Consider the following 26,894-nt stretch of genomic DNA (forward strand, 5'->3'; position numbering starts at 1 on the left):
ATGAAGCTGATACGCGGCATACATAATCTCAGCAAAGCCCCCCACGGGTGCGTGCTGACCATTGGTAATTTCGACGGCGTGCATCGTGGGCATCAGGCGCTGTTGCAGGGATTGCGTAAAGAAGGGGAGGCACGTGGCCTGCCCGTGGTAGTGATGATTTTCGAGCCGCAGCCGCTGGAACTGTTCGCGGGCGATAAATCGCCTGCCCGACTTACTCGCCTGCGCGAGAAGTTGCGCTATCTGGCACAGTCCGGTGTGGACTACGTATTGTGTGTCCGTTTTGATCGTCGTTTTGCCGCGCTGACAGCACAAAATTTCGTCAGCGACCTGTTGGTCAAGCGCCTTGGCGTGCAGTTTCTCGCCGTGGGTGATGATTTCCGCTTTGGCGCTGGTCGTCAGGGCGATTTCTTGCTATTACAGAAGGCTGGCCTGGAATATGGTTTTGACGTCACCAGCGCGATGACCTTTTGCGAAGGTGGCGTGCGCGTCAGCAGTACGGCGGTTCGTCAGGCGCTGGCCAATGATGAACTGGAGACCGCAGAGAATTTGCTGGGGCATCCGTTTACCATTTCTGGTCGTGTGGTTCATGGCGATGCGCTGGGCCGTACGATAGGTTTCCCGACGGCGAATATACCGCTGCGTCGTCAGGTCTCCCCGGTTAAAGGGGTATATGCGGTGGAAGTGGCTGGACTGGGCGAGAAACCTTTTTACGGTGTCGCCAATATTGGCACACGTCCTACGGTCGCCGGTGTGCGGCAGCAGCTGGAAGTGCATCTGCTGGACGTTGTAATGGACCTCTACGGTCGCCATATAGATGTCATACTGCGTAAAAAAATACGCAATGAGCAGCGATTTGCCTCGCTGGATGAACTAAAAGCGCAAATCGCGCGAGATGAATTAACGGCCCGCGAGTTTTTTGGGCTTTGAACCCGGCTTAAATGCCTACGTGATAAATACGGAACCGAGAATCTGATGAGTGACTATAAATCAACCCTGAATTTGCCGGAAACAGGGTTCCCGATGCGCGGCGATCTCGCCAAGCGCGAACCGGGAATGCTGGCGCGTTGGACCGATGATGACCTGTACGGCATCATTCGTGCAGCCAAGAAAGGCAAAAAAACCTTCATTCTGCATGATGGCCCTCCATATGCGAATGGCAGCATTCATATTGGTCACTCTGTTAACAAGATTCTGAAAGACATTATCGTGAAGTCCAAAGGACTCGCGGGATATGACTCGCCTTACGTTCCGGGTTGGGACTGCCACGGTCTGCCGATTGAACTGAAAGTTGAGCAGGAATTTGGTAAGCCGGGTGAGAAATTCACCGCGGCGGAATTCCGTGCGAAATGCCGTGAATACGCGGCCACTCAGGTTGACGGCCAGCGTGCAGACTTTATTCGTCTGGGCGTGCTGGGCGACTGGTCGCATCCGTACCTGACCATGGACTTCAAAACCGAAGCCAACATCATCCGTGCGCTGGGTAAAATCATCGGCAATGGCCACCTGCACAAAGGCGCGAAGCCGGTGCACTGGTGCGTGGACTGCCGTTCTGCGCTGGCAGAAGCAGAAGTTGAGTATTACGACAAAACCTCGCCTTCAATCGACGTGGCCTTCGAAGCGGTCGATCAGGATGCGATCAAAGGTAAATTCGGCCTGCCGGGCGTAAGCGGCCCGATCTCGCTGGTTATCTGGACCACCACCCCATGGACGCTGCCTGCTAACCGTGCAATCTCCCTCTCCGGTGAGTTCGAATATGCACTGGTTCAGATTGACGGTCAGGCGCTGATCCTGGCGAAAGATCTGGTGGAAAGCGTGCTGAAACGCGCTAACATCACCGACTACACCGTGCTGGGCACCGTGAAGGGCGACGCGCTTGAGCTGATGCGTTTCAAACACCCGTTCCTGGACTTCGACGTTCCGGCAATCCTGGGCGACCACGTGACGCTGGAAGCCGGTACCGGTGCAGTACATACCGCCGGTGGTCACGGTCCTGACGACTACAACATCAGCCTGAAATACGGTCTGGAAATCGCGAACCCGGTTGGTCCGGACGGCTCATACCTGCCTGGTACGTATCCATCGCTGGACGGTATCAACGTCTTCAAAGCGAACGACATCATCGTGGAGATGCTGCGTGAGCGCGGCGCGCTGTTGCACGTTGAGAAAATGCAGCACAGCTACCCGTGCTGCTGGCGTCACAAGACGCCGATCATCTTCCGTGCGACCCCACAGTGGTTCGTCAGCATGGATCAGAAAGGCCTGCGCGAGCAGTCTCTGAAAGAGATCAAAGGCGTGCAGTGGATCCCGGACTGGGGCCAGGCACGTATTGAATCCATGGTGGCTAACCGTCCTGACTGGTGTATCTCCCGTCAGCGTACCTGGGGCGTGCCGATGTCGCTGTTCGTGCATAAAGAGACGCACGAACTGCACCCGAACACGCTGGAACTGATGGAAGAAGTGGCGAAGCGTGTTGAAGTTGATGGCATTCAGGCGTGGTGGGATCTCGATGCCCGCGATATCCTGGGCGCTGACGCGGACAACTACGAGAAAGTGCCAGATACCCTGGACGTGTGGTTCGACTCCGGATCTACTCACGCCTCCGTGGTTGACGTGCGCCCTGAGTTTGCCGGTCATGCGGCTGATATGTATCTGGAAGGTTCTGACCAACACCGTGGCTGGTTCATGTCATCGCTGATGATCTCCACCGCCATGAAAGGTAAAGCACCTTACCGTCAGGTACTGACCCACGGTTTCACCGTTGATGGTCAGGGCCGTAAGATGTCCAAATCTATCGGTAATACCGTTTCTCCGCAGGACGTGATGAACAAACTGGGCGCAGACATTCTGCGTCTGTGGGTGGCATCTACTGACTATACCGGCGAAATGGCGGTATCAGATGAGATCCTGAAACGTGCTGCCGACAGCTATCGTCGTATCCGTAACACCGCGCGCTTCCTGCTGGCGAACCTGAATGGTTTCGATCCGGCAAAAGACATGGTGAAACCGGAAGAGATGGTGGTGCTGGATCGCTGGGCGGTGGGCTGTGCGAAAGCGGCGCAGGAAGATATCGTTAAGGCATATGAGTCTTACGATTTCCATGAAGTGGTGCAGCGCCTGATGCGCTTCTGCTCCATCGAGATGGGCTCGTTCTACCTCGACATCATCAAAGATCGCCAGTACACCGCGAAAGCGGACAGCGTGGCGCGTCGTAGCTGCCAGACTGCGCTGTATCACATCGCAGAAGCACTGGTGCGCTGGATGGCGCCAATTATGTCCTTCACCGCGGATGAAATCTGGGGCTACCTGCCAGGTGAGCGTGAGAAGTATGTCTTCACCGGCGAGTGGTATGAAGGTCTGTTCGATCTCTCCACTACCGAAGCGATGAACGATGCCTTCTGGGACGAGCTGCTGAAAGTGCGTGGCGAAGTGAACAAGGTCATTGAACAGGCGCGTGCTGACAAGAAAGTCGGTGGTTCTCTGGAAGCGGCAGTGACCCTGTACGCAGAACCTGAGCTGGCGGCCAAACTGACGGCGCTGGGCGATGAATTACGATTTGTCCTGTTGACCTCCGGTGCGAAAGTTGCGGATTATGCCGACGCTTCTGCTGATGCTCAGCAGAGCGAACTGCTTAAAGGACTGAAAGTCGCACTGAGCAAAGCCGAAGGTGAGAAGTGCCCGCGCTGCTGGCACTACACCACCGATGTCGGCCAGGTGGCGGAACACGCAGACATCTGCGGACGCTGTGTAAGCAACGTCGCCGGTGACGGCGAAAAACGTAAGTTTGCCTGATGAGTAAAACTCTCTGTTCAACAGGACTGCGCTGGCTGTGGCTGGTTGTGGTGGTGCTGATTATTGATCTGGGCAGCAAGTTCCTGATCCTCCAGAACTTTGCTCTGGGGGATACGGTTCCGCTGTTCCCGTCGCTTAACCTGCACTATGCGCGTAACTACGGTGCGGCGTTTAGCTTCCTTGCTGACAGCGGTGGCTGGCAGCGCTGGTTCTTTGCGGGTATTGCTATCGGTATCTGTGTGGTGCTGGCGGTGTTGATGTACCGTTCGAAAGCGACGCAAAAGCTGAACAACATCGCCTATGCGCTGATCATTGGCGGCGCGTTAGGTAACCTGTTCGATCGCCTGTGGCATGGCTTTGTGGTCGATATGATCGACTTCTACGTCGGCGACTGGCACTTTGCGACCTTTAACCTCGCCGATAGCGCAATTTGTATCGGTGCGGCGTTAATCGTGCTGGAAGGTTTCTTGCCGAAACCCGCCGCGAAAGAGCAGGCTTAATTGTAAATGCCGGGTGGCGCTGCGCTTACCCGGCCTACAGAATTTGTGGCCTCCCGTAGGCCCGGTAAGCGCAGCGCCACCGGGCAACAGGTGACCCAAAACAAGCGAGCAATTTGCATGTCTAAATCCGTACAAAGCAATAGCGCGGTTCTCGTTCACTTCACGCTGAAACTGGATGACGGCTCAACGGCCGAATCCACCCGCAATAACGGCAAACCAGCCCTGTTTCGTCTTGGCGATACGTCGTTATCTGAAGGTCTGGAGCAGCAGCTTCTGGGTCTGAAAGAGGGGGAGAAGAAGGCGTTTTCGCTGGAGCCGGATGCGGCGTTTGGCGTGCCAAGCCCGGATCTTATCCAGTACTTCTCTCGTCGTGAGTTTATGGATGCGGGCGAACCGGAAATCGGGGCGATTATGCTCTTTACCGCTATGGATGGCAGCGAAATGCCTGGCGTGATCCGCGAAATCAACGGCGACTCCATCACCGTAGATTTCAACCATCCTCTTGCCGGGCGCACCGTCCATTTTGATATTGAAGTGCTGGAGATCGATCCGGTACTGGAGGCCTGAAATGCAGATCCTGTTGGCTAACCCGCGCGGCTTCTGCGCCGGTGTAGACCGCGCTATCAGCATTGTTGAAAACGCGCTGGAGATTTACGGCGCGCCGATTTACGTGCGTCACGAAGTTGTACATAACCGTTACGTGGTCGACAGCCTGCGTGAACGCGGTGCAATCTTCATTGAGCAGATCAGCGAAGTGCCGGACGGCGCGATCCTGATTTTCTCCGCACACGGTGTCTCCCAGGCGGTACGTAACGAAGCGAAAAGCCGTGATTTGACGGTGTTCGACGCCACCTGTCCGTTGGTAACCAAAGTGCATATGGAAGTGGCGCGCGCCAGCCGTCGCGGTGAAGAGTCGATCCTGATTGGTCATGCGGGTCATCCGGAAGTCGAAGGCACCATGGGCCAGTACAGCAACCCGGAAGGGGGGATGTATCTGGTGGAGTCGCCGGAAGATGTTCTGACGCTGAACGTAAAAAACGAAGCCCGTCTGTCGTTCATGACGCAGACCACGCTTTCAGTTGATGATACGTCGGATGTGATTGACGCATTGCGCCAGCGTTTTCCGAAAATCGTCGGGCCGCGTAAAGATGATATCTGCTACGCAACCACTAACCGCCAGGAAGCAGTGCGTGCGCTGGCTGAGCAGGCGGACGTGGTGCTGGTGGTCGGCTCGAAAAACTCCTCTAACTCCAACCGTCTGGCCGAACTGGCGCAGCGCATGGGCAAGGCGGCGTTTCTGATTGACGACGCGACGGACATTCAGGAAGCGTGGGTGAAAAACGCGGCCTGTGTCGGTGTCACCGCAGGGGCTTCCGCACCGGATATCCTGGTGCAGAACGTGATCACCCGTCTGCAGGAACTGGGTGGTGGTGAAGCCGTTCCGCTGGAAGGCCGCGAAGAAAACATCGTCTTCGAAGTCCCGAAAGAGCTGCGTATTGATGCACGCGAAGTGGAATAATCCTTCTTCTGAGGAAAGGCCAGCACCTCCTGTGCTGGCCTTTTTTTTATCTGCTACTTTATCGTGACGACAAAATCATGTCTTTTACTGATATTTGAGTCCGTTTCACGTTAAATTCTAATTATCGGTGTTTTCAGTTGGCAGGCCTGACAAAGGCTGGTTAATCTGAAAACGGTTTACATCATTTTAACGTAAGAGAATAACTATGCATGATGCACAGATCCGTGTCGCTATTGCGGGCGCGGGTGGACGTATGGGTCGCCAGCTCATTCAGGCGGCACTTCAGATGGATGGCGTAGCGCTGGGCGCTGCACTGGAACGTGAAGGTTCATCGCTTCTTGGGGCCGATGCCGGTGAACTGGCAGGCGCGGGCAAGACGGGCGTTACCGTTCAAAGCAGCCTTGATGCGGTGAAAGATGATTTTGATGTGTTTATCGATTTCACCCGGCCAGAAGGCACACTGACCCATCTGGCATTTTGCCGTCAGCACGGCAAAGGCATGGTGATTGGCACCACCGGGTTTGATGAAGCCGGTAAACAAGCCATTCAGGATGCGTCACATGAGATTGCTATTGTCTTCGCTGCTAACTTTAGCGTGGGCGTCAACGTTATGCTTAAGCTGCTGGAGAAGGCCGCAAAAGTAATGGGCGATTATACCGACATTGAGATTGTCGAAGCTCACCACCGTTACAAGGTCGATGCTCCCTCCGGCACGGCGCTGGCAATGGGCGAAGCGATTGCGCATGCACTGGATAAAGATTTAAAAGACTGCGCGGTATATACCCGCGAAGGCCATACGGGCGAACGCGTCCCGGGAACGATTGGTTTCGCAACCGTGCGTGCGGGTGACATCGTCGGGGAACATACTGCGATGTTCGCCGATATTGGAGAACGTGTAGAGATCACGCATAAAGCATCCAGCCGCATGACATTTGCGAATGGTGCCGTTCGCTCCGCTTTGTGGCTGAAAGGCAAAGAAAATGGTCTTTTTGATATGCGTGATGTGCTCGATCTCAACAATTTGTAAGAGATATTACCCATCGTGATGTGGTTATTGCAGTCGTAACTTTTTGATTGCATAGGGCAATAATTTATTGCCCTTTTATTTTACCCATTCCATGTTTATTTTTGTCTTTTTTGGCTAAAAGTAGGTGTTATCCCGCCATTTTGTGTTGCTGGTATGTAAATTTTGACCGTTTGGTCCACTTTTTATTATCTGCGTACCAGAAATTCCAATAAACTTGCCACGCAAGCGTTTTCTGTCGTGATTTACCTGATCTTTTTGCCGCTTAACATCTTTTCAGGCCTCCAGGCTTGCAAAAGGATAATTAAAATATCCGTTTTGAGTTGACTTTTACCTGGCAAATCTCCAGAATGCCGCCGTTTGCCAAAAATCCGCTGGCAACACATTTGCATTGATTTATGACATGGTTGTGAATTAATATGCAAATAAAGTGAGTGAATATTCTCTGGAGGGTGTTTTGATTAAGTCAGCGCTATTGGTTCTGGAAGACGGAACCCAGTTTATCGGTCGGGCCATAGGGGCAACGGGTTCGGCGGTTGGGGAAGTCGTTTTCAATACTTCAATGACCGGTTATCAAGAAATCCTCACTGATCCTTCCTATTCTCGCCAAATCGTTACTCTTACTTATCCTCATATCGGCAATGTCGGCACCAATGCTGCTGACGAAGAATCTTCTCAGGTACATGCGCAAGGCCTGGTCATTCGCGACCTGCCGCTGATTGCCAGCAACTTCCGCAATACCGAAGACCTCTCTTCCTACCTGAAGCGCCATAACATTGTGGCGATTGCCGATATCGATACCCGTAAGTTAACGCGTCTGCTGCGCGAGAAGGGTGCACAGAACGGCTGCATCATCGCAGGGGACAATCTCGATGCGGCGCTGGCGCTGGAAAAAGCGAAAGCCTTCCCGGGCCTGAATGGCATGGACCTGGCGAAAGAAGTGACGACCACTGAAGCATACAGCTGGACGCAAGGTAGCTGGACGCTGTCAGATGACCTGCCGGAAGCGAAAAAAGAGAGCGAGCTGCCGTTCCACGTGGTTGCCTACGATTTCGGCGCCAAGCGCAATATCCTGCGCATGCTGGTTGATCGCGGCTGCCGTCTGACGGTGGTGCCGGCGAAAACCTCTGCCGAAGACGTACTGAAGATGAACCCGGATGGCATCTTCCTCTCTAACGGACCTGGCGACCCGGCACCGTGCGATTACGCTATCGATGCCATCAAGTCCTTCCTCGAAACCGATATTCCGGTATTCGGCATCTGCCTCGGCCATCAGCTGCTGGCGCTGGCGAGCGGGGCGAACACCATTAAGATGAAGTTCGGTCACCACGGTGGTAACCACCCGGTGAAAGACATTGACAACAACACGGTGATGATTACGGCACAGAACCACGGCTTCGCAGTAGACGAAGCGTCAATGCCGGCTAATCTGCGCGTGACGCACAAATCCCTGTTCGATGGCACCCTGCAGGGTATCCATCGTACCGATAAGCCAGCGTTCAGCTTCCAGGGACACCCGGAAGCCAGCCCGGGGCCGCACGATGCCGCACCGCTGTTCGATCACTTCATCGAACTTATCGAGCAATACCGTAAGACCGCTAAATAATCAGGAGCCGAGAAGACCATGCCAAAACGTACAGACATAAAAAGCATCCTGATCCTTGGCGCTGGCCCGATTGTTATCGGTCAGGCCTGTGAATTTGACTACTCCGGTGCACAGGCGTGTAAGGCCCTGCGCGAAGAGGGTTACCGCGTTATCCTGGTGAACTCTAACCCGGCGACCATCATGACCGACCCGGAAATGGCGGATGCAACCTACATCGAGCCAATTCACTGGGAAGTGGTACGTAAAATCATCGAGAAAGAGCGTCCGGATGCGGTTCTGCCGACCATGGGTGGCCAGACTGCGCTGAACTGTGCGCTGGAGCTGGAGCGTCAGGGCGTGCTGGAAGAGTTCGGCGTGACCATGATTGGTGCGACCGCCGACGCGATTGATAAAGCAGAAGACCGTCGTCGCTTCGACGTGGCGATGAAAAAAATCGGCCTCGACACCGCGCGTTCCGGTATCGCTCACAACATGGAAGAGGCGCTGGCCGTTGCGGCTGAAGTGGGTTATCCGTGCATCATCCGTCCTTCCTTCACCATGGGCGGCACCGGCGGCGGTATCGCCTACAACCGCGAAGAGTTTGAAGAGATTTGCGAGCGCGGCCTGGATCTCTCCCCAACCAAAGAGCTGCTGATTGATGAATCGCTGATTGGCTGGAAAGAGTACGAGATGGAAGTGGTGCGTGATAAAAACGACAACTGCATCATCGTCTGCTCCATCGAAAACTTCGATGCGATGGGTATCCACACCGGCGACTCCATTACCGTTGCGCCAGCGCAAACGCTGACCGACAAAGAGTACCAAATCATGCGTAACGCATCGATGGCGGTACTGCGTGAAATCGGCGTCGAAACCGGTGGTTCTAACGTGCAGTTCTCGGTGAACCCGAAAACCGGCCGTCTGATTGTTATCGAAATGAACCCGCGCGTGTCCCGCTCCTCCGCGCTGGCTTCTAAAGCGACCGGCTTCCCGATTGCGAAGGTGGCGGCGAAACTGGCGGTCGGTTACACCCTTGACGAGCTGATGAACGATATCACCGGGGGCCGCACGCCTGCGTCCTTCGAACCGTCTATCGACTACGTTGTGACCAAAATTCCACGCTTCAACTTCGAGAAATTCGCTGGCGCGAACGACCGTCTGACCACCCAGATGAAATCTGTGGGTGAAGTGATGGCGATTGGCCGCACGCAGCAGGAATCCCTGCAGAAAGCGCTGCGCGGCCTCGAAGTGGGCGCGACCGGCTTCGATCCTAAAGTGAGCCTGGACGACCCGGAAGCACTGACCAAAATCCGCCGCGAGCTGAAAGACGCGGGCGCAGAGCGTATCTGGTATATCGCCGACGCCTTCCGCGCAGGCTTGTCCGTGGACGGCGTGTTCAACCTGACCAACATCGACCGCTGGTTCCTGGTGCAAATTGAAGAGCTGGTGCGTCTGGAAGAGAAAGTGGCGGAGCTGGGCATCAATGGCCTGGATGCTGACTTCCTGCGCATGCTGAAACGCAAAGGCTTTGCCGACGCGCGTCTGGCAAAACTGGCCGGCGTGCGTGAAGCGGAAATCCGCAAGCTGCGCGACCAGTATGACCTGCACCCGGTCTACAAGCGTGTTGATACCTGTGCGGCAGAGTTCGCGACCGATACGGCTTACATGTACTCCACGTATGAAGACGAGTGTGAAGCGAATCCGTCTGTTGACCGCGACAAAATCATGGTACTGGGCGGTGGCCCAAACCGTATCGGCCAGGGCATCGAGTTTGACTACTGCTGCGTACACGCCTCTCTGGCGCTGCGCGAAGACGGTTACGAGACCATCATGGTCAACTGTAACCCGGAAACGGTCTCTACCGACTATGACACCTCTGACCGTCTCTACTTCGAACCGGTAACTCTGGAAGACGTGCTGGAAATCGTGCGCATCGAGAAGCCAAAAGGCGTGATCGTGCAGTACGGCGGCCAGACGCCGCTGAAACTGGCGCGCGCGCTCGAAGCCGCAGGTGTGCCGGTTATCGGTACCAGCCCGGATGCCATTGACCGTGCAGAAGACCGCGAGCGTTTCCAGCAGGCGGTTGACCGTCTGAAGCTGAAACAGCCGGCAAACGCCACCGTGACTGCGATTGAACAAGCGGTTGAGAAGGCGAAAGAGATTGGCTACCCGCTGGTGGTGCGTCCTTCTTACGTGCTGGGCGGCCGCGCGATGGAAATCGTCTACGACGAAGCTGACCTGCGTCGTTACTTCCAGACGGCAGTCAGCGTTTCCAACGATGCGCCGGTGCTGCTGGATCGCTTCCTCGACGATGCGGTTGAAGTGGATGTGGATGCTATCTGCGACGGTGAAATGGTGCTGATTGGCGGCATCATGGAGCACATCGAGCAGGCGGGCGTGCACTCAGGCGACTCCGCCTGTTCTCTGCCAGCGTACACCCTGAGCCAGGAAATTCAGGACGTGATGCGTCAGCAGGTGCAGAAACTGGCCTTCGAACTGCAGGTTCGCGGCCTGATGAACGTCCAGTTCGCCGTGAAAGACAACGAAGTCTACCTGATTGAAGTGAACCCGCGTGCGGCACGAACCGTACCGTTCGTCTCTAAAGCGACCGGTATTCCGCTGGCAAAAGTGGCGGCGCGCGTGATGGCCGGCCAGACGCTGGCTCAGCAGGGCGTCACAAAAGAGATTATCCCGCCGTACTACTCTGTAAAAGAGGTGGTGCTGCCGTTCAACAAATTCCCGGGCGTTGACCCGCTCTTAGGGCCAGAGATGCGCTCTACCGGGGAAGTGATGGGCGTGGGCCGCACCTTTGCAGAAGCGTTTGCTAAAGCGCAACTGGGCAGCAACTCCACCATGAAGAAATCTGGCCGTGCGCTGCTCTCTGTTCGCGAAGGTGATAAAGAGCGCGTGGTTGACCTTGCTGCCAAGCTACTGAAACAGGGCTTCGAGCTGGATGCAACCCACGGTACGGCGATTGTGCTGGGTGAAGCGGGAATCAACCCGCGCCTAGTGAACAAGGTGCATGAAGGTCGTCCGCACATTCAGGATCGCATTAAGAATGGCGAATACACCTATATCATCAACACCACTGCGGGCCGCCAGGCGATTGAAGACTCCAAGCTGATTCGCCGCAGCGCGCTGCAGTACAAAGTGCATTACGACACCACCCTGAACGGCGGTTTCGCAACAGCCATGGCGCTGAACGCGGATGCCACCGAGAAGGTGATTTCGGTCCAGGAAATGCACGCCCAGATTAACAAGTAAGACAAATTGCCCGGTACCGTTCGGTTACCGGGCATTCTTCCCCTCTTCAGAACCTTCTGGTTTTCCATCCGCATTCAGTCAGTTAGCCTAAAATGGTTAGGTCGATAATGAAATTCAACTGAGAGCAGGGGAAAACACCATGCAAAATAAACTACTGATCGCTTCCGTTCTGGCTGCCACTGCAATGTTCACCGTAGCGGGATGTTCATCTAATCAGGCGGTGAAAACCACCGATGGCCGCACCATCATTACGGACGGCAAACCGCAGGTGGATGACGATACCGGTCTGGTGTCGTATAAAAACGCGGAAACTGGTCAAACCGAGCAGATTAACCGTGACCAGGTTAAATCCATGGGTGAACTGGATAATTAAAAAAAGCAGTGGCATCCGCCACTGCTTTTTTGCTTGATGCGGATGGATTACCAGCGGTGGTTTAACAAAATATGACCGCCATAAGCGGCATAGTTGTTTTCACCCCATTCGCCGCTGGCGCGAAGTGAAATCGTCGTGGTTTCGTTAAGATTGCCGGTAATACCCAGCTCTACCTGACCACGATCCTCCGGCGTATCATTACTTACGGTTTCGTCGTTGAAGGCCAGATCGTTTTGACCTGCACCCTTCAGCCAGTTCACCGCAACGTATGGCTGCCAGGCCGTGACGTCCTTTTGCTGGAAATAGCTGGATTTCACACCCAGACGACCGAAGACGCTGTCGTTATCCAGAGTCGTCACCCGGACGCCATCGCGGTCCGTATGATTTTCCTGATCAAGATAGCTGTAGATCACCTGCGCCTGAGGCTCGATCTTCCAGGTACGCTCGTTTTCAGATGGGATAACCCACGCATGGCCGACTTCAACAGACGCGGCAAAACCTTCGCTGTTGTAATCCTCATCGTTGCGGTTGCTGGTCACTTTGTTGTTGTACCAGCTGTAAGCGGCCCAGGTATCAATGTAGCTGCCCAGGCGTAATTTCTGATCTTCCTGCCAGGTGGCGTAGAGCCCAACGTTGAAGCCATCGACTTTACCCTGTGCGTCACGCACGTTGTGTTTCGCATCTGAGTGGGTCTTCGCCTGGCCTGCACCGAACATGCCACCGGCACGCAGGATACCGCTGTCCATTGGCTTGCTGAGGAAATCGCTGCCGACTTGCAGAACGGTGGTCGTGGTGTCGTAGCTGACTTTATCGCCGCCTGCATCATTTTCATGGTAACGACCTTTAACATACATCCAGGTATTCAGATCGTCTTCGTTACGGAAAGTGAGCTGATCGCGATCGTCACGTTTGTGCAGGAACATACTCTGAGCCGCCAGATAGTTGCCTAAATACGCGCCCACTTCAGGTGCCATCACTTCTGGTGCTGGGGTATTGCCGCCGCCGTTATCGGTATTATTACCACCGTCGCCGTTATCATTGCCGCCGCTGTTGCCGCCATCGTCGGTATTGCTGCCATTGTCATTGTTACCGCCATTATCAGTGTTACCGCCATCGTCGGTATTGCCACCGTTGTCGGTGTTATCACCGTCATCGGTATCATCTGTTGGATCGACAGGTGGCGTGGCCTTCGATTCCAGGTACCAGTTCCCGTCACTATGCTGGTAAAGAGAGTATTCGTATGCGCCTGCCACAACCGGTTTGGCCAGCGTCAGCTGTGCTTCAGAGCTGCCGGCGACGCTGACAATCTCCATGCCGTTCACGGTCTGTGCGCCAAGTCCACCCATGTTGCTGACGGTCACACCGGACTGGCCAAAACTGCTGCCGGTTATTGTGAGATGATCGGTAGGTGCCGTGTCAGTACCCAGCTCGCTGTTTAACACAATCTGGCTACCTTCTGCGCCGGTATAGTCGCCATTGATGGTAAAGTCATTACCCACGCTGTGGTCGGCTGCACTGAGCAAAAGCGTGCCGCTGTTGGTCACGTTGCCGTTAATGGTATCAATGCCGACGTCTCTGAGGGTTGTGTTGCCCTCAATTGCATTCCACGCTGCCAGCGTACCGCCGCTGAGAATAGTGATGTTGTTGTAGACGGTTCCTGCGGTGGCAAACTTTGCCCCGTTCTGCACGGTGAGAGTGGCATTGCTGTTTTCAACACCTAACGTTGCGCCTGCCGCTACCAGCGTTGTGCCGTTTCGCAGGGTCGTATCGCCGGTATAGCTGTTGTTGCCGGTTAGCGTCAGCGTATTCGCATCAACTTTCTCTACGTTTCCGCTGCCGGTCATGTCGGTAGAAAACGTAAAATTGCCTCCCTGGTTAAAGATAACCGTACCATTGTTGGTTAGGCCGCCGCTGAGACTTGCCATACCTTCGCCATTGCCCAGCTGGAGCGTGGCTTCATTCGCCACCAGCGTATTGCCAGCATTGGAAACGGTACCCGCCAGGGTTAGGTTGCCGCTATTCACCTGCAGTGAATCACCGGCGCCAATGATGTCGACGTTACCCGTCAGCGTCCAGTCTTCACCGTTCATTTTGACAGAGGCGAAACCATCGCCTTCGTTCAGTCCGATAAAATTGCTGTCTTCTGTACCGGTGCCTACCAGGGTTAGGGTGTTACCTTTCGAGACTGTCGAAATAACGTCACCTGATAATGATGAGCCAGTATTAAGCACCAGGGTGTTATTTTTATCGCTGGCAAAAAATACTGCCGCATTTCCACCCCCGAGCGAACCGCTATTCGTAATATCAACTTTAGCGTTACCTGAGACATAAATACCGTTCTGCGTGCCTGTTATGGTACCGCTATTTGATATTTTGGAATTGCCATTTTTTAGCGCAATACCATCACCTTCCAGGCCATTGAATGTCCCTTCATTGTTAATTGCTGTAGCAACTTCAGTACTAAGCCCTGTATTGCCTTCGACTTTCCCCGTTGCTGTATTCGTAATATTTACCGTTGATGAATTTTCGCTAATGAAAATACCCGTCTGAACACCTTTTATATTACCTTCGTTGATTAAATTCCCCTGCATTGATTCGATGTTTACCGCATTTGCTTCAGTAGAAGAAATGGTTGCTCCAGTTTCATTCGTAATGATGACTCGTTGAGCGCCGGTGTTAATATCAAGACCGTTGGCCGCTCCAGATATATTACCTTTATTTGTTACTGATGTGACATCAATACCTGATACGGATACGGCTGCTTTATTGCTTGAGGAAGAAATCGTTACATCTTTATTGATAACATATTCGGTATCAGCGGAAAAATCTTGTGGGACGGAAGTGGACTGTTCAATAATTCCTGCTGAGGTTATTGCTGGTGTGAATGCCAATATGGCGGGGAACAGTCTTCCGAGCATTCTGGTTGTTCTGTTTAGTTCAATGCGTATATTACTCATGCACACATCCATTTGAATGAAAAGTTCGTGAAATGTTCAGGTTAATAATTGCGTATACTTTTCTGAAGAGCGGTTATCGCAAAACCATCTAAAATTATTATTTTTTCAATAGGTTATGTATACTTTGTTTTATTAAAAAGACGTTTTAAGAATGCTTAATATTTCAGCGTGGTAAATGTAAAATTGGTTAGATATTTTTGGCGGCTATGGATTCCTGTTTGTTCAAAGACGCACATATATGAACGATATTGATGACCAAAGAAGCAGTTACCATACTTGCGATTTGCCGACACCAGGCAATGGGAGACTTTCAGTGAGCGAGTTAAATGTCTACACTCACTGCTACCAGAGAGAACGGAACCGTAAAGACAGGCCAACTGATGATTCTGATAATTTATGCGCATCCCTATCCGCATCACTCCCATGCGAATAAGCGCATGCTTGAACAGGTAAGGACACTCGACAACATAGAGATACGTTCCCTCTATCAACTTTATCCTGATTTTAACATCGACATCGCCGCCGAACAGGAGGCGCTCACTCGCGCCGATTTGATCATCTGGCAACACCCAATGCAGTGGTACAGCACACCTCCGCTCCTCAAATTATGGATCGACAAAGTCTTTTCCCACGGCTGGGCGTATGGTCACAACGGGCATGCGCTGAAGGGAAAAAGCCTGATGTGGGCTGTGACCACCGGTGGTGGAGAAAGCCACTTCGATATTGGTTCTTTCCCGGGTTTTGAGGTGCTGGCACAACCGCTTCAGGCGACAGCACTCTACTGTGGTCTTACCTGGCTTCCTCCATTTGCTATGCACTGCACATTTGTTTGTGACGATGAGACGTTGCAGGCGCAGGCTCGTCATTATAAACAACGCTTACTTGAGTGGCAGGAGACGCATAATGGATAGCCATACGCTGATACAGGCGCTGATTTACCTTGGCGCGGCGGCGCTGATTGTGCCCGTGGCGGTTCGCCTGGGGCTGGGCTCCGTGCTGGGCTACCTGATCGCCGGGTGTGTTATCGGACCCTGGGGATTCCGCCTGGTCACCGACGCGGAGGCGATCCTGCATTTCGCCGAAATTGGTGTCGTGCTGATGCTGTTTGTCATTGGTCTGGAACTTGACCCGCAGCGTTTGTGGAAGCTGCGCGCCTCAGTGTTTGGCGGCGGGGCGCTACAAATGGCGGCCTGTGGTCTGCTGTTGGGCGGCTTCTGTATTCTGCTGGGAATGGACTGGAAAGTGGCAGAGCTTATTGGCATGACGCTGGCACTCTCTTCGACGGCGATTGCCATGCAGGCAATGAACGAGCGAAACCTGACCGTTTCTCAGATGGGGCGCAGTGCGTTTTCGGTGCTGCTGTTTCAGGATATCGCGGCCATTCCGCTGGTGGCGATGATCCCGCTGCTGGCCGCAAGTGGGGCCTCCACCACGCTCGGCGCTTTTGCCCTCTCTGCGTTGAAAGTGGTCGGTGCGCTGGCACTGGTTGTCTTGCTTGGCCGGTATGTAACACGTCCGCTGCTTCGATTCGTCGCCCGCTCCGGGTTGCGGGAAGTGTTCAGTGCCGTGGCGCTGTTCCTGGTGTTTGGTTTTGGTCTGCTGCTGGAGGAAGCCGGGCTGTCGATGGCGATGGGAGCCTTCCTCGCGGGCGTTCTGCTGGCCAGCTCAGAGTACCGACACGCGCTTGAAAGTGATATCGAGCCATTTAAAGGACTGCTGCTGGGGCTGTTTTTCATCGGGGTCGGGATGTCTATCGACTTTGGCACGCTGGTCACGCATCCACTACGGATCCTCATTCTGCTGGTCGGTTTCCTGGTCATCAAAATGGTGATGCTGTGGCTGATCGCCCGTCCGCTTAACGTGCCTGGCAGACAGCGTCTTTGGTTCGCCGTGCTACTCGGACAAGGAAGCGAATTCGCGTTTGTGGTTTTCGGCGCGGCGCAAATGGCCAATGTGCTCGATCCCGAGTGGGCGAAAGCGCTGACGCTGGCGGTCGCGCTGTCGATGGCGGCGACGCCGATCCTGCTGGTGCTGCTGACGCGTCTGGAAAAAACAGGCAGCGAACAGGAACGCGAAGCCGATGAGATCGATGAGGAACAGCCGCGGGTCATCATCGCCGGATTCGGTCGCTTTGGGCAGATCACCGGTCGTTTACTGCTCTCAAGCGGGGTAAAAATGGTCATCCTCGATCACGATCCGGACCATGTGGATACCCTGCGTAAGTTCGATATGAAAGTCTTTTACGGCGATGCAACGCGTGTCGATCTGCTGGAATCAGCCGGGGCAGCGAAAGCGGAAGTCCTCATCAACGCGATTGACGATCCCCAGACCAGTATGCAGCTGGTTGAGCTGGTGAAGGAGCATTTCCCGAACCTGACCATTATCTCCCGTGCGCGCGATGTGGATCACTATATCCAGCTGCGACAGGCGGGGGTGGACGCACCCGAGCGTGAAACCTTCGAAGGGGCGCTTAAGTCTGGCCGCATGGCGCTGGAAAGTCTGGGCCTGGGCGCGTATGAAGCGCGCGAGCGTGCGGATCTGTTCCGTCGCTTCAATACCGATATGGTGGAAGAGATGGTGGCGATGGCGGGCAGTACGGCCACAGAGCGTGCGGCGGTGTTTAAACGCACCAGTGCGATGCTGACAGAGATCATTAACGAGGATCGTAATCATCTGTCGCTGGTGCAGCGTCATGGCTGGCAGGGAACGGAGGAGGGCAAGCATACCGGCGATCCGGCGGACGAACCGGAGAGTAAACCTTCCGCGTGAAGTGGAGTTGCCAGCAATATTAAAAAATTTCTCGCTCTTTACCATGCCGCCAGTCGACGAAAGATTAAGCTTTCCGTATAGTGGCGGCAATTTTTTGCATCCGGGAAATTTTCAATGATCAGTCTGATTGCAGCGCTGGCGGTGGACCGTGTTATCGGTATGGAAAATGCCATGCCGTGGAACCTGCCTGCCGATCTCGCATGGTTTAAACGTACGACGTTAAACAAGCCGGTAGTGATGGGCCGCCTGACCTGGGAGTCGATTGGTCGTCCATTGCCGGGCCGTAAGAATATCGTGATCAGTAGCCAGCCAGGCACTGACGATCGCGTCGAATGGGTGAAATCCGTGGACGAGGCGATTGCCGCCTGCGGTAACGCCGAAGAGATCATGGTGATTGGTGGTGGGCGTGTATATGAGCAGTTCCTGCCAAAAGCGCAAAAGCTCTATCTGACGCATATTGATGCGGAAGTGGAAGGCGATACCCATTTCCCGGACTACGATCCGGACGAGTGGGAATCGGTATTCAGCGAATTTCACGACGCGGATGCGCAGAACTCACACAGCTACTGCTTCGAGATTCTGGAACGTCGCTAGTTGATAGACCCTCTCCCGGCCGGGAGAGGGAATTCACTCTCAGGAGGCGACTGCCTCGCCTTCCCCCAGGTCCAGCTGTCGGTTGGACGGCTGCACGAAGTATGTTTTATCTTCCCAGCGTAAGCAGGTTAAATCCCCGCCCCAGCAACAACCGGTATCAAGACCGTAGATCCCTTCCGGCGTGCCTTTCCCTTCTAGCGCGGCCCAGTGGCCAAACACCACGCTGTACTCACTGGTGACCGGTCCGGGGATCGCAAACCACGGTTTAAGCGGTGCAGGTGCGCTTTCCGGCGTCTCTTTTGAGTACATATCCAGTTGTCCGTTCGGGAAGCAGAAACGCATCCGTGTGAACGCGTTCGTGATAAAACGCAGACGCGCCAGACCGCTCAGATCTTCACTCCAGTGATTTGGCATGTCGCCGTACATGGCATCAAGAAAGAAGGGATAGGAATCGCTCGCCAGCACGGCTTCTACATCACGCGCGCAGGTTTTTGCCGTCTCAAGATCCCACTGTGGGGTGATCCCGGCGTGTGCCATGACCAGTTTTTTCTCTTCATCGATCTGCAACAGGGGCTGACGACGCAGCCAGTTGATCAGTTCGTCGGCGTCTGGCGCCTCCAGCAGCGGGGTGAGGCGATCTTTCGGCTTATTGCGGCTGATGCCGGCAAAGACGGCGAGCAGATGCAAATCATGGTTGCCCAGCACCATGCGAACGCTGTCGCCCAGCGATTTTACGAAGCGTAAAACCTCCAGGGAGCCTGGCCCACGCGCCACTAAATCGCCCGTCAGCCAGAGAATATCCCGTCCTGGCGTAAAGTCGACCTGTTTTAATAATGCGATCAGTTCATCGTAGCAACCGTGAACGTCGCCAATCAGATATGTAGACATTAGATTAATGAATGAGTGTTGTAACGGCGAGACGGAACACAGGAATAGCAACGCGGAACACATTGCCATCGACGTCGACCATTTCATAATGGCCTTGCATGGTACCCAGCGGTGTTTCAATTACTGCACCGCTGGTGTACTGATACTCTTCGCCAGGGGCGATGTGGGGCTGTTCACCAACCACACCTTCACCCTGAACTTCGATTTCACGGCCATTGCCGTTAGTGATAAGCCAGTAACGCCCGAGCAGTTGCACAGGCATCCGCCCCAGGTTGCGAATGGTCACGGTGTAGGCGAAAACAAAACGTTCTTCATCGGGTGAGGACTGCGACTCAACGTAAACGCTTTGTACCTGGACACAGACGCGGGGCGAATCAATCATGGCTTAACTCTCCTTCGGCGGCGCATTTTCGCTAATGTAATTAGCCAGTTTACAGTACTGCTCAACAGAGATGTTTTCTGCTCGCATTGCCGGGTCAATGCCCAGTTCGGCCAGCACGTCAACGGTGAACAGATTGCCGAGGCTATTACGGATCGTTTTACGGCGCTGGTTAAAGGCTTCTGTGGTGATGCGGCTCAGTACGCGCAGGTCTTTGACCGGGTATGGCATCGTTTTATGCGGCACAAGGCGCACAACCGCAGAGTCGACTTTTGGCGGCGGCGTGAAGGCAGACGGCGGCACTTCGAGTACCGGGATCACATTGCAGAAATATTGTGCCATCACGCTTAAACGACCATACGCTTTACTGTTCGGCCCTGCAACCAGACGGTTTACCACCTCTTTTTGCAACATGAAGTGCATGTCGGCAATGGCATCAGTATAGCTAAAGAGGTGGAACATCAGCGGCGTGGAGATGTTATAGGGCAGGTTACCGAATACGCGCAGCGGCTGACCCATTTTTTCCGACAGCTCGCCAAAATTCATGGTCATGGCATCTTGCTGATAAATCGTCAGCTTCGGCCCAAGGAACGGGTGCGTTTGCAGACGAGCAGCGAGATCGCGGTCGAGTTCGATAACGGTCAGTTCGTCCAGACGTTCGCCGACGGGTTCAGTCAGTGCTGCCAGACCGGGGCCGATTTCAACCATCGCCTGGCCTTTTTGCGGATTAATGGCCGAGACAATACTGTCGATCACGAACTGATCGTTGAGGAAGTTTTGCCCGAAGCGTTTACGGGCTAAGTGGCCCTGATGGACTCGATTAGTCATTGAGTATTAACAATCATTTTGATGGCGAGATTAAGCGCCGTAATAAAACTGCCGACATCCGCTTTTCCCTGGCCTGCCAGATCCAGCGCAGTACCGTGGTCAACGGACGTTCGAATAAAAGGTAAACCGAGGGTGATATTCACACCGCGGCCAAAGCCCTGGTATTTTAGCACGGGCAGGCCCTGATCGTGGTACATCGCGAGCACGGCATCGGCATTATCCAGGTATTTGGGCTGGAAAAGGGTATCGGCAGGCAATGGCCCACTCAGGTTCATCCCTTTCGCCCGCATTTCATTCAGCACCGGAATGATGGTGTCGATCTCTTCAGTCCCCATATGCCCGCCTTCCCCGGCGTGTGGGTTCAGGCCACAGACCAGAACGTGCGGCTGTTTAATGCCGAATTTGGTCTGCAGATCGTGATGCAGTATCCCGATGATCTCCCGTAGCAGTTCAGGGGTGATGGCGTCAGGAATGGCCTTAATCGGCAGATGAGTTGTTACCAGAGCCACCCGCATCGCTTCCGTCGCCAGCATCATCACCACTTTCGGGCTGTGCGATCGCTCTTCAAAAAACTCGGTATGTCCGGTGAACGGAATACCGGCTTCGTTAATCACCCCTTTATGCACGGGGCCCGTAATCAGGGCAGCAAATTCACCCTTTATGCAACCATCGCAGGCGCGCGCCAGGGTTTCGACAACATAGTGGCCGTTTTCAGTGCTGAGCTGACCCGGAATAACAGGAGTACGAAGAGGGACGGGAAGAAGCGTGAGCGTTCCGGCTTGCTGCGGTGCAGGCTGCTGGCCTTCAACGTAGGGGATAAGCGTTAAAGGCAGACCGAGCAGTGAAGCCCGGTCTTGTAACAGTGTTGCATCAGCACAGACGACCAGTTCCACCGGCCAGCTACGTTGGGCAAGCTGGACCACGAGGTCAGGCCCAATCCCGGCGGGTTCGCCGGGGGTGATCACAACACGATGCTGTTTCATTAGTTGCTCAGAACTTTCACGTAAGCGCTGGCGCGTTGTTCCTGCATCCAGGTTGCCGCTTCTTCAGAGAACTTACGGTTGAACAGCATACGATAGGCTCTGTCTTTCTGCGCTGCGTCGGTTTTATCAACGTTGCGGGTATCCAGCAGTTCGATCAGATGCCAGCCAAAGGAGGAGTGTACCGGCGCACTCATCTGGCCTTTGTTCAGCTTCATCAGCGCATCGCGGAATGCCGGATCGTAGATATCCGCCGCCGCCCAGCCCAGGTCGCCGCCCTGGTTAGCAGAGCCAGGATCCTGAGAGAACTCTTTTGCGGCATTCGCAAACGACGTTTTTCCGCTCTTAATGTCCGCAGCAATCTGTTGCAGCTTCGCACGCGCCTGATCGTCCGTCATGATCGGTGACGGTTTCAGCAGAATGTGGCGAGCATGAACTTCGGTGACGGAGATGTTCTGGCTCTGACCACGCAGATCGTTGACTTTCAGGATGTGGAAGCCAACACCTGAACGGATTGGACCCACGATGTCGCCTTTCTTCGCAGTGCTCAGCGCCTGGGCAAAGATGGATGGCAGTTCCTGAATACGTCCCCAGCCCATCTGGCCGCCTTTCAGCGCCTGTTGGTCTGCAGAGTAGGTAATGGCCAGCTTGCCAAAGTCACTGCCGTTACGTGCCTGCTCAACGATAGCGCGCGCCTGGCTTTCCGCTTCTGCGGCCTGGTCAGACGTTGGGTTCTCTGGCAGCGGGATCAGAATGTGGCTCAGGTTCAGCTCGGTGCTGGCATCGTTCTGGTTGCCCACCTGTTTTGCCAGCGCGTCGACTTCCTGCGGCAGGATGGTGACGCGGCGACGAACTTCATTGTTACGCACTTCTGAGATCAGCATCTCTTTACGGATCTGATTACGGTAGGTTGAATAGCTGATGCCATCATAGGCCAGACGACTACGCATCTGATCCAGGGTCATATTGTTCTGCTTAGCGATGTTAGCGATCGCCTGATCAAGCTGCTCGTCAGTGATCTTCACGCCCATTTTCTGACCCATTTGCAGGACAATCTGATCCATGATCAGACGTTCCAGGATCTGATGGCGCAGCGTTGCGTCATCCGGAAGTTGCTGACCCGCCTGGCCCGAATTGAGCTTCACAGATTTCATCAAACCGTCAACGTCACTTTCGAGCACGACACCGTTGTTAACCACAGCGGCGACCTTATCAACAACCTGGGGGGCCGCGAAGCTGGTATTCGCAACCATAGCGACACCGAGCAGCAGCGTTTTCCAGTTCTTCATACTTTTTCCATTTCAATTAACCGCAAAGCGGATTACGTTGCAAAACAAGCACATTACAAGGAACTGCGGTACGGCAGAATGTTCGAGCGCAGCATCTGCTGCGTGCCCAGGCCGTAGTTGGAGCTCAGGCCGCGCAATTCGACATTAAAGCCAATCACGTTATCGTATTTGCTCTGATTGTTTTGAGTATCCCAGCCGTTAAGCTTGCGTTCGTAGCCGACACGCAGCGCGTAACAGCAGGAGTTATATTGCAGACCAACCATCTGGTCAGCAGGCTTGTTGGCGTTAGTGTCAAAGTAGTATGCGCCCACAATTGACCAGCGGTCAGCGATTGGCCAACTGGCTGCACCACCCACCTGCGAAATCCCGTCTTTATACTGTTCACTGGTGGCATAGTTCGGCAATGTTGCCTGAATATATTCCGGGCTGGCGTAACGATAGGTCAACTGCACCATACGATCTTCATCGCGACGGTACTCGACGGCTGCACTGCTGGTCGCAATATTGTCGAGACGCGTGTCGTACTGCAGACCCCCGCGTAAGCCCCAGCGATCGGTCATGCGCCAGTAGGTATCGCCCGCCCACACCAGCGAACCTGTTTTGTTGTCTTTCTCCCAGTTGATATTGTCATCACCGGTACGAGACTCGGTGAAATAGTAGATTTGACCAACAGAAACGTTAAAACGTTCAACGGCAGATTCATCATAAACGCGCGTTGTGACGCCGGTCGTTAACTGGTTCGCGGAAGCAATACGGTCGAGACCGCCGTAGGTACGGTCACGGAACAGGCCGCTGTAGTCAGACTGCAGGAAAGCGGAGTCATAGTTCTGGATTTTGCTCTGATCGCGATAAGGCACGTACAAATACTGCATACGTGGCTCAAGCGTCTGCGTATACCCATCCGCCAGCAGACCCATATCGCGCTCGAAGATCAGCTTACCGTCCATTTTGAATTGTGGAAGAACGCGGTTCACGGATTCGTCAAGGTCGGTGCCATAACGGTTGTTATACCAGTCCACATTTTTCTGCTGGTAATGGGTCGCCATCAGCTTGGCTTCGGTATTCAGACTCGACCAGTTGTTCGACACCGGTAAATTGATCGTCGGTTCTAAATGAACACGCGTGGCTTCCGGCATGTCCGAGTTGGTATTGACGAAATGCACTGCCTGAGCGTAGACGCGCGTATCGAATGGACCAACATCGTTCTGATACCAGTTCACATCCAGCTGCGGTTCTGCACCGTAAGTGCTTCGCGTCTGGCTATCAAACACCTGGAACTGCTTCGTCGACACCGTAGCGTTGAAGTTCTGAATGGCATAGCCAACGCTGAACTTCTGCGTGGCGTAACCATCGGTACTGGAACCGTATTTGGAATCGAAGTCGTTGAAATAGTAAGGATCGCTGACTTTGGTGTAGTCGACGTTAAAACGCCAGACCTGGTCCATGACGCCAGCGTGACGCCAGAAGTACATCCAACGGTGTTTATCACCTTCTGTTGGGTGCTCATCCTGGAAGACCTTATCTGATGGCAGATAATCCAGTTCCATCAAACCGGTACCCGCCTGGGTCAGATAGCGGAACTCGTTTTCCCACATGACGTTGCCGCGCTTATGGATATAGTGCGGCGTGATCGTGGCGTCCATGTTGGGCGCGATGTTCCAGTAATACGGCAGATAGAACTCAAAATAGTTCGAGGTGCTGTATTTGGCATTTGGGATCAGGAAGCCTGAACGACGTTTGTCGCCCACGGGAAGTTGCAGGTACGGGCTATAGAAAACCGGCACCGGGCCGAGTTTAAACCGGGCGTTCCAGATTTCTGCGACCTGTTCTTCACGGTCGTGAATTACCTCACTTCCAACCACGCTCCAGGTATTCGAACCCGGCAGACAGGAGGTGAAGGAACCGTTTTCCAGAATCGTATAGCGGTTTTCACCGCGCTGTTTCATCAGATCTGCTTTACCACGCCCCTGACGACCCACCATCTGGTAATCACCTTCCCAGACGTTCGTATCTTTGGTGTTCAGGTTTGACCATGCTTTCGGACCTTTCAGGATGACCTGATTGTCGTCATAGTGCACATTACCCAGCGCATCCACCGTTCGTACCGGTTCGGCCGCACCTTCCGGCTGCTTCTGGTGCAACTGCACTTCATCTGCCTGCAGGCGGCTATTGCCCTGATTAATATCCACACTGCCCGTAAACGTGGCATTGTCAGGATAAGTTCCTTTTGAACTGTCGGCAGTAATGGTTACCGGCAAGCTATTTGTATCGCCACTCACCAGTGGGCGATTATAACTTGGGACGCCAAGCATACACTGCGAGGCAAGATCGGCCGCCAGCCCCTGTTGACTGTACAGGGCGGTGCCAATCATTGTGGCCAGGAGGGTGGGGATACGTTTTTTCATACGTTATATTTTAGTGTTCCGTCATCAGTGGCTACGGCTTACAAACGCTCAGAGACTATCTTACTCATCAGCGCAGTACCAGCGTTAATCCTGCCCGTTTGCGTGCCAGAGTGTTAGGCTCGCTATCGAATGACGAGTATGATAATGCAAATTATAGGCGATGTCCCTCAATTGACCGTGGCTCGACCACTGTAATGATGGCGTTGCGTCGACAAGGGACATGACTATCCGGGGAGTATATGCAGTATTGGGGTAAAATCATCGGCGTTGCGTTCGCCATCATCATGGGTGCCGGGTTTTGGGGCATCGTACTTGGCCTGATTATTGGCCATATGTTCGATAAGGCACGCAGCCGCAAAATGGCGTGGTTCGCCAACCAGCGCGAGCGTCAGTCCCTCTTTTTCTCCACCACCTTTGAGGTGATGGGGCACTTAACCAAATCAAAAGGGCGGGTGACGGAAGCCGATATCCAGATTGCCAGCGTATTTATGGACCGCATGAATCTGCACGGGGAATCTCGTGTGGCGGCGCAAAATGCGTTTCGCATCGGTAAATCGGATAACTATCCGCTGCGCGAAAAAATGCGTCAGTTCCGCAGTATCTGTTTCGGCCGTTTTGATTTAATTCGGATGTTTCTGGAGATCCAGATTCAGGCGGCGTTTGCCGACGGGTCTCTTCATCCTAATGAACGCGATGTGTTATACGTGATTGCCGAAGAGCTGGGGATCTCCCGCATGCAGTTCGACCAGTTCCTGCGCATGATGCAGGGCGGCGCACACTTTGGCGGTGGCTATCAACAGCATCAATCCTCTGGCGGCGGCTGGCAGCAGGCGCAGCGAGGCCCGACGCTGGAAGACGCCTGTAACGTGCTTGGCGTGAAACCTTCGGATGATGCGACAACCATCAAGCGTGCCTATCGTAAGCTGATGAGTGAACATCACCCGGATAAACTGGTCGCGAAGGGCTTACCGCCAGAGATGATGGAGATGGCGAAGCAAAAAGCGCAGGAAATCCAGAAAGCGTACGAGCTGATAAAAGAGCAGAAAAATTTCAAATAAAAAATGGCCCGACACAGTCGGGCCATTTTTTTTAGAAGTCCACCGGGGCTTTAAACGTCATTGCGTTGCCAAACGCCGGGTGGGTGATGGTGAGCGTCTGGGCATGAAGCTGCAAACGCGGCGCTGAAGCCAGCGCCTCCGGTGGTGCGTAAAAACGGTCTCCCAGAATCGGGTGCCCCAGCGCGAGCATATGCACACGAAGCTGATGTGAACGCCCGGTAATGGGCTTTAGCAGCACGCGCGCGGTGTTATCCGGCGCGTACTCCAGCACTTCATACTCGGTTTGCGCGGCCTTGCCCGTCTCATAGCACACCTTCTGCTTTGGCCGGTTTGGCCAGTCGCAAATCAGCGGCAGATCCACCAGCCCTTCCGTCTGCGCGGGATGGCCCCAGACGCGTGCGACATACTGCTTTTTCGGTTCACGCTCGCGGAACTGGCGTTTGAGTTCACGTTCAGCCGCTTTGTTCAGCGCCACCACAATCACGCCGCTGGTTGCCATGTCCAGGCGATGAACGGACTCCGCCTGGGGATAATCACGCTGAATACGTGTCATCACGCTGTCTTTGTGCTCATCCAGACGCCCCGGCACGGACAACAGGCCGCTTGGCTTGTTGACCACCATAATGTGCTCATCCTGATAAAGGATAACCAGCCACGGGTCTTGCGGCGGATTGTAAGGCTGCATCACCATCT

The 26,894-nt window shown here is 54.2% G+C and carries 21 protein-coding genes; 13 read left to right on the forward strand and 8 right to left on the reverse strand.

The window, feature by feature from the left end:
- The 9 genes from ribF (at position 1) to ECL_RS04060 (ending at position 12,054) form a co-directional block, all read left to right on the forward strand.
- Positions 1-927 (forward strand): bifunctional riboflavin kinase/FAD synthetase, encoded by a 927-nt coding sequence (gene ribF / locus ECL_RS04020; RefSeq protein ID WP_020688470.1) that lies wholly within the window; start codon positions 1-3, stop codon positions 925-927.
- Positions 928-972: 45 nt separating this feature from the next.
- Entirely contained in the window at positions 973-3,789 is a 2,817-nt protein-coding gene (ileS, locus tag ECL_RS04025) for an isoleucine--tRNA ligase (RefSeq protein WP_013095526.1), read from the forward strand.
- A complete protein-coding gene (lspA, locus tag ECL_RS04030) occupies positions 3,789-4,289 on the forward strand; it encodes a signal peptidase II (RefSeq protein ID WP_013095527.1) in 501 nt (166 codons plus the stop codon). Before ileS ends, lspA begins: the two co-directional genes overlap by 1 nt.
- Positions 4,290-4,406: 117 nt before the next feature.
- On the forward strand, positions 4,407-4,856 hold the full coding sequence (gene fkpB, locus ECL_RS04035; RefSeq protein ID WP_013095528.1) for an FKBP-type peptidyl-prolyl cis-trans isomerase: 450 nt from the start codon (positions 4,407-4,409) through the stop codon (positions 4,854-4,856).
- 1 nt (position 4,857) lies between these two features.
- Positions 4,858-5,808 (forward strand): 4-hydroxy-3-methylbut-2-enyl diphosphate reductase, encoded by a 951-nt coding sequence (gene ispH, locus ECL_RS04040; protein WP_013095529.1) that lies wholly within the window; start codon positions 4,858-4,860, stop codon positions 5,806-5,808.
- Positions 5,809-6,013: 205 nt separating this feature from the next.
- Positions 6,014-6,835 carry a 4-hydroxy-tetrahydrodipicolinate reductase gene (dapB, locus tag ECL_RS04045; protein ID WP_013095530.1) on the forward strand — a complete coding sequence of 274 codons (822 nt, stop codon included), beginning with the start codon at positions 6,014-6,016 and terminating at the stop codon, positions 6,833-6,835.
- A 454-nt stretch (positions 6,836-7,289) separates the two neighbouring features.
- Positions 7,290-8,438: a glutamine-hydrolyzing carbamoyl-phosphate synthase small subunit gene (gene carA / locus ECL_RS04050; protein WP_023620045.1), complete on the forward strand. Its 1,149-nt coding sequence runs from the start codon at positions 7,290-7,292 to the stop codon at positions 8,436-8,438.
- 18 nt (positions 8,439-8,456) lie between these two features.
- On the forward strand, positions 8,457-11,681 hold the full coding sequence (carB, locus tag ECL_RS04055) for a carbamoyl-phosphate synthase large subunit (RefSeq protein ID WP_013095532.1): 3,225 nt from the start codon (positions 8,457-8,459) through the stop codon (positions 11,679-11,681).
- Positions 11,682-11,820: 139 nt separating this feature from the next.
- Entirely contained in the window at positions 11,821-12,054 is a 234-nt protein-coding gene (locus ECL_RS04060; RefSeq protein ID WP_013095533.1) for a YgdI/YgdR family lipoprotein, read from the forward strand.
- A 47-nt stretch (positions 12,055-12,101) separates the two neighbouring features.
- Here ECL_RS04060 and ECL_RS04065 read toward each other — a convergent pair whose 3' ends face one another.
- Positions 12,102-14,645: an autotransporter family protein gene (locus tag ECL_RS04065; protein ID WP_013095534.1), complete on the reverse strand. Its 2,544-nt coding sequence runs from the start codon at positions 14,643-14,645 to the stop codon at positions 12,102-12,104.
- Between the two features lie 746 nt (positions 14,646-15,391).
- On the opposite strand from ECL_RS04065, the gene kefF reads away from it, so the two are divergent.
- The 3 genes from kefF to folA all read left to right on the forward strand — a co-directional run bounded on the left by kefF (position 15,392) and on the right by folA (position 18,374).
- Positions 15,392-15,922, forward strand: coding sequence for a glutathione-regulated potassium-efflux system oxidoreductase KefF (kefF, locus tag ECL_RS04070; RefSeq protein ID WP_013095536.1), 531 nt, complete (start codon positions 15,392-15,394; stop codon positions 15,920-15,922).
- Positions 15,915-17,780, forward strand: coding sequence for a glutathione-regulated potassium-efflux system protein KefC (gene kefC, locus ECL_RS04075; RefSeq protein ID WP_013095537.1), 1,866 nt, complete (start codon positions 15,915-15,917; stop codon positions 17,778-17,780). Before kefF ends, kefC begins: the two co-directional genes overlap by 8 nt.
- A 114-nt stretch (positions 17,781-17,894) precedes the next feature.
- Positions 17,895-18,374: a type 3 dihydrofolate reductase gene (gene folA / locus ECL_RS04080; protein ID WP_008502023.1), complete on the forward strand. Its 480-nt coding sequence runs from the start codon at positions 17,895-17,897 to the stop codon at positions 18,372-18,374.
- 39 nt (positions 18,375-18,413) lie between these two features.
- Here folA and apaH read toward each other — a convergent pair whose 3' ends face one another.
- The 6 genes from apaH to lptD are packed head-to-tail and all read right to left on the reverse strand — an operon-like array spanning position 18,414 to position 25,143.
- The gene (gene apaH / locus ECL_RS04085) at positions 18,414-19,262 is read right to left on the reverse strand and encodes a bis(5'-nucleosyl)-tetraphosphatase (symmetrical) ApaH (protein ID WP_013095538.1); all 849 of its coding nucleotides are present in this window, start codon (positions 19,260-19,262) and stop codon (positions 18,414-18,416) included.
- Between the two features lie 4 nt (positions 19,263-19,266).
- Positions 19,267-19,644 (reverse strand): Co2+/Mg2+ efflux protein ApaG, encoded by a 378-nt coding sequence (apaG, locus tag ECL_RS04090; protein WP_013095539.1) that lies wholly within the window; start codon positions 19,642-19,644, stop codon positions 19,267-19,269.
- A gap of 3 nt (positions 19,645-19,647) precedes the next feature.
- The gene (gene rsmA / locus ECL_RS04095; protein ID WP_013095540.1) at positions 19,648-20,469 is read right to left on the reverse strand and encodes a 16S rRNA (adenine(1518)-N(6)/adenine(1519)-N(6))-dimethyltransferase RsmA; all 822 of its coding nucleotides are present in this window, start codon (positions 20,467-20,469) and stop codon (positions 19,648-19,650) included.
- A complete protein-coding gene (gene pdxA / locus ECL_RS04100; protein WP_013095541.1) occupies positions 20,466-21,452 on the reverse strand; it encodes a 4-hydroxythreonine-4-phosphate dehydrogenase PdxA in 987 nt (328 codons plus the stop codon). Before pdxA ends, rsmA begins: the two co-directional genes overlap by 4 nt.
- Complete coding sequence (surA, locus tag ECL_RS04105; protein WP_013095542.1) at positions 21,452-22,738, reverse strand: peptidylprolyl isomerase SurA; 1,287 nt, start codon at positions 22,736-22,738, stop codon at positions 21,452-21,454. Before surA ends, pdxA begins: the two co-directional genes overlap by 1 nt.
- A gap of 53 nt (positions 22,739-22,791) precedes the next feature.
- On the reverse strand, positions 22,792-25,143 hold the full coding sequence (gene lptD, locus ECL_RS04110; protein ID WP_013095543.1) for an LPS assembly protein LptD: 2,352 nt from the start codon (positions 25,141-25,143) through the stop codon (positions 22,792-22,794).
- A 239-nt stretch (positions 25,144-25,382) separates the two neighbouring features.
- Between lptD and djlA the strand changes: the two genes are divergently transcribed.
- A complete protein-coding gene (gene djlA, locus ECL_RS04115) occupies positions 25,383-26,201 on the forward strand; it encodes a co-chaperone DjlA (protein WP_013095544.1) in 819 nt (272 codons plus the stop codon).
- Positions 26,202-26,232: 31 nt separating this feature from the next.
- On the opposite strand, the gene rluA is transcribed toward djlA, so the two are convergent.
- Complete coding sequence (gene rluA, locus ECL_RS04120; protein ID WP_013095545.1) at positions 26,233-26,892, reverse strand: bifunctional tRNA pseudouridine(32) synthase/23S rRNA pseudouridine(746) synthase RluA; 660 nt, start codon at positions 26,890-26,892, stop codon at positions 26,233-26,235.
- Positions 26,893-26,894: the final 2 nt, after the last annotated feature.

The sequence above is a fragment of the Enterobacter cloacae subsp. cloacae ATCC 13047 genome (assembly GCF_000025565.1).
Taxonomy (GTDB): Bacteria; Pseudomonadota; Gammaproteobacteria; order Enterobacterales; family Enterobacteriaceae; genus Enterobacter; species Enterobacter cloacae.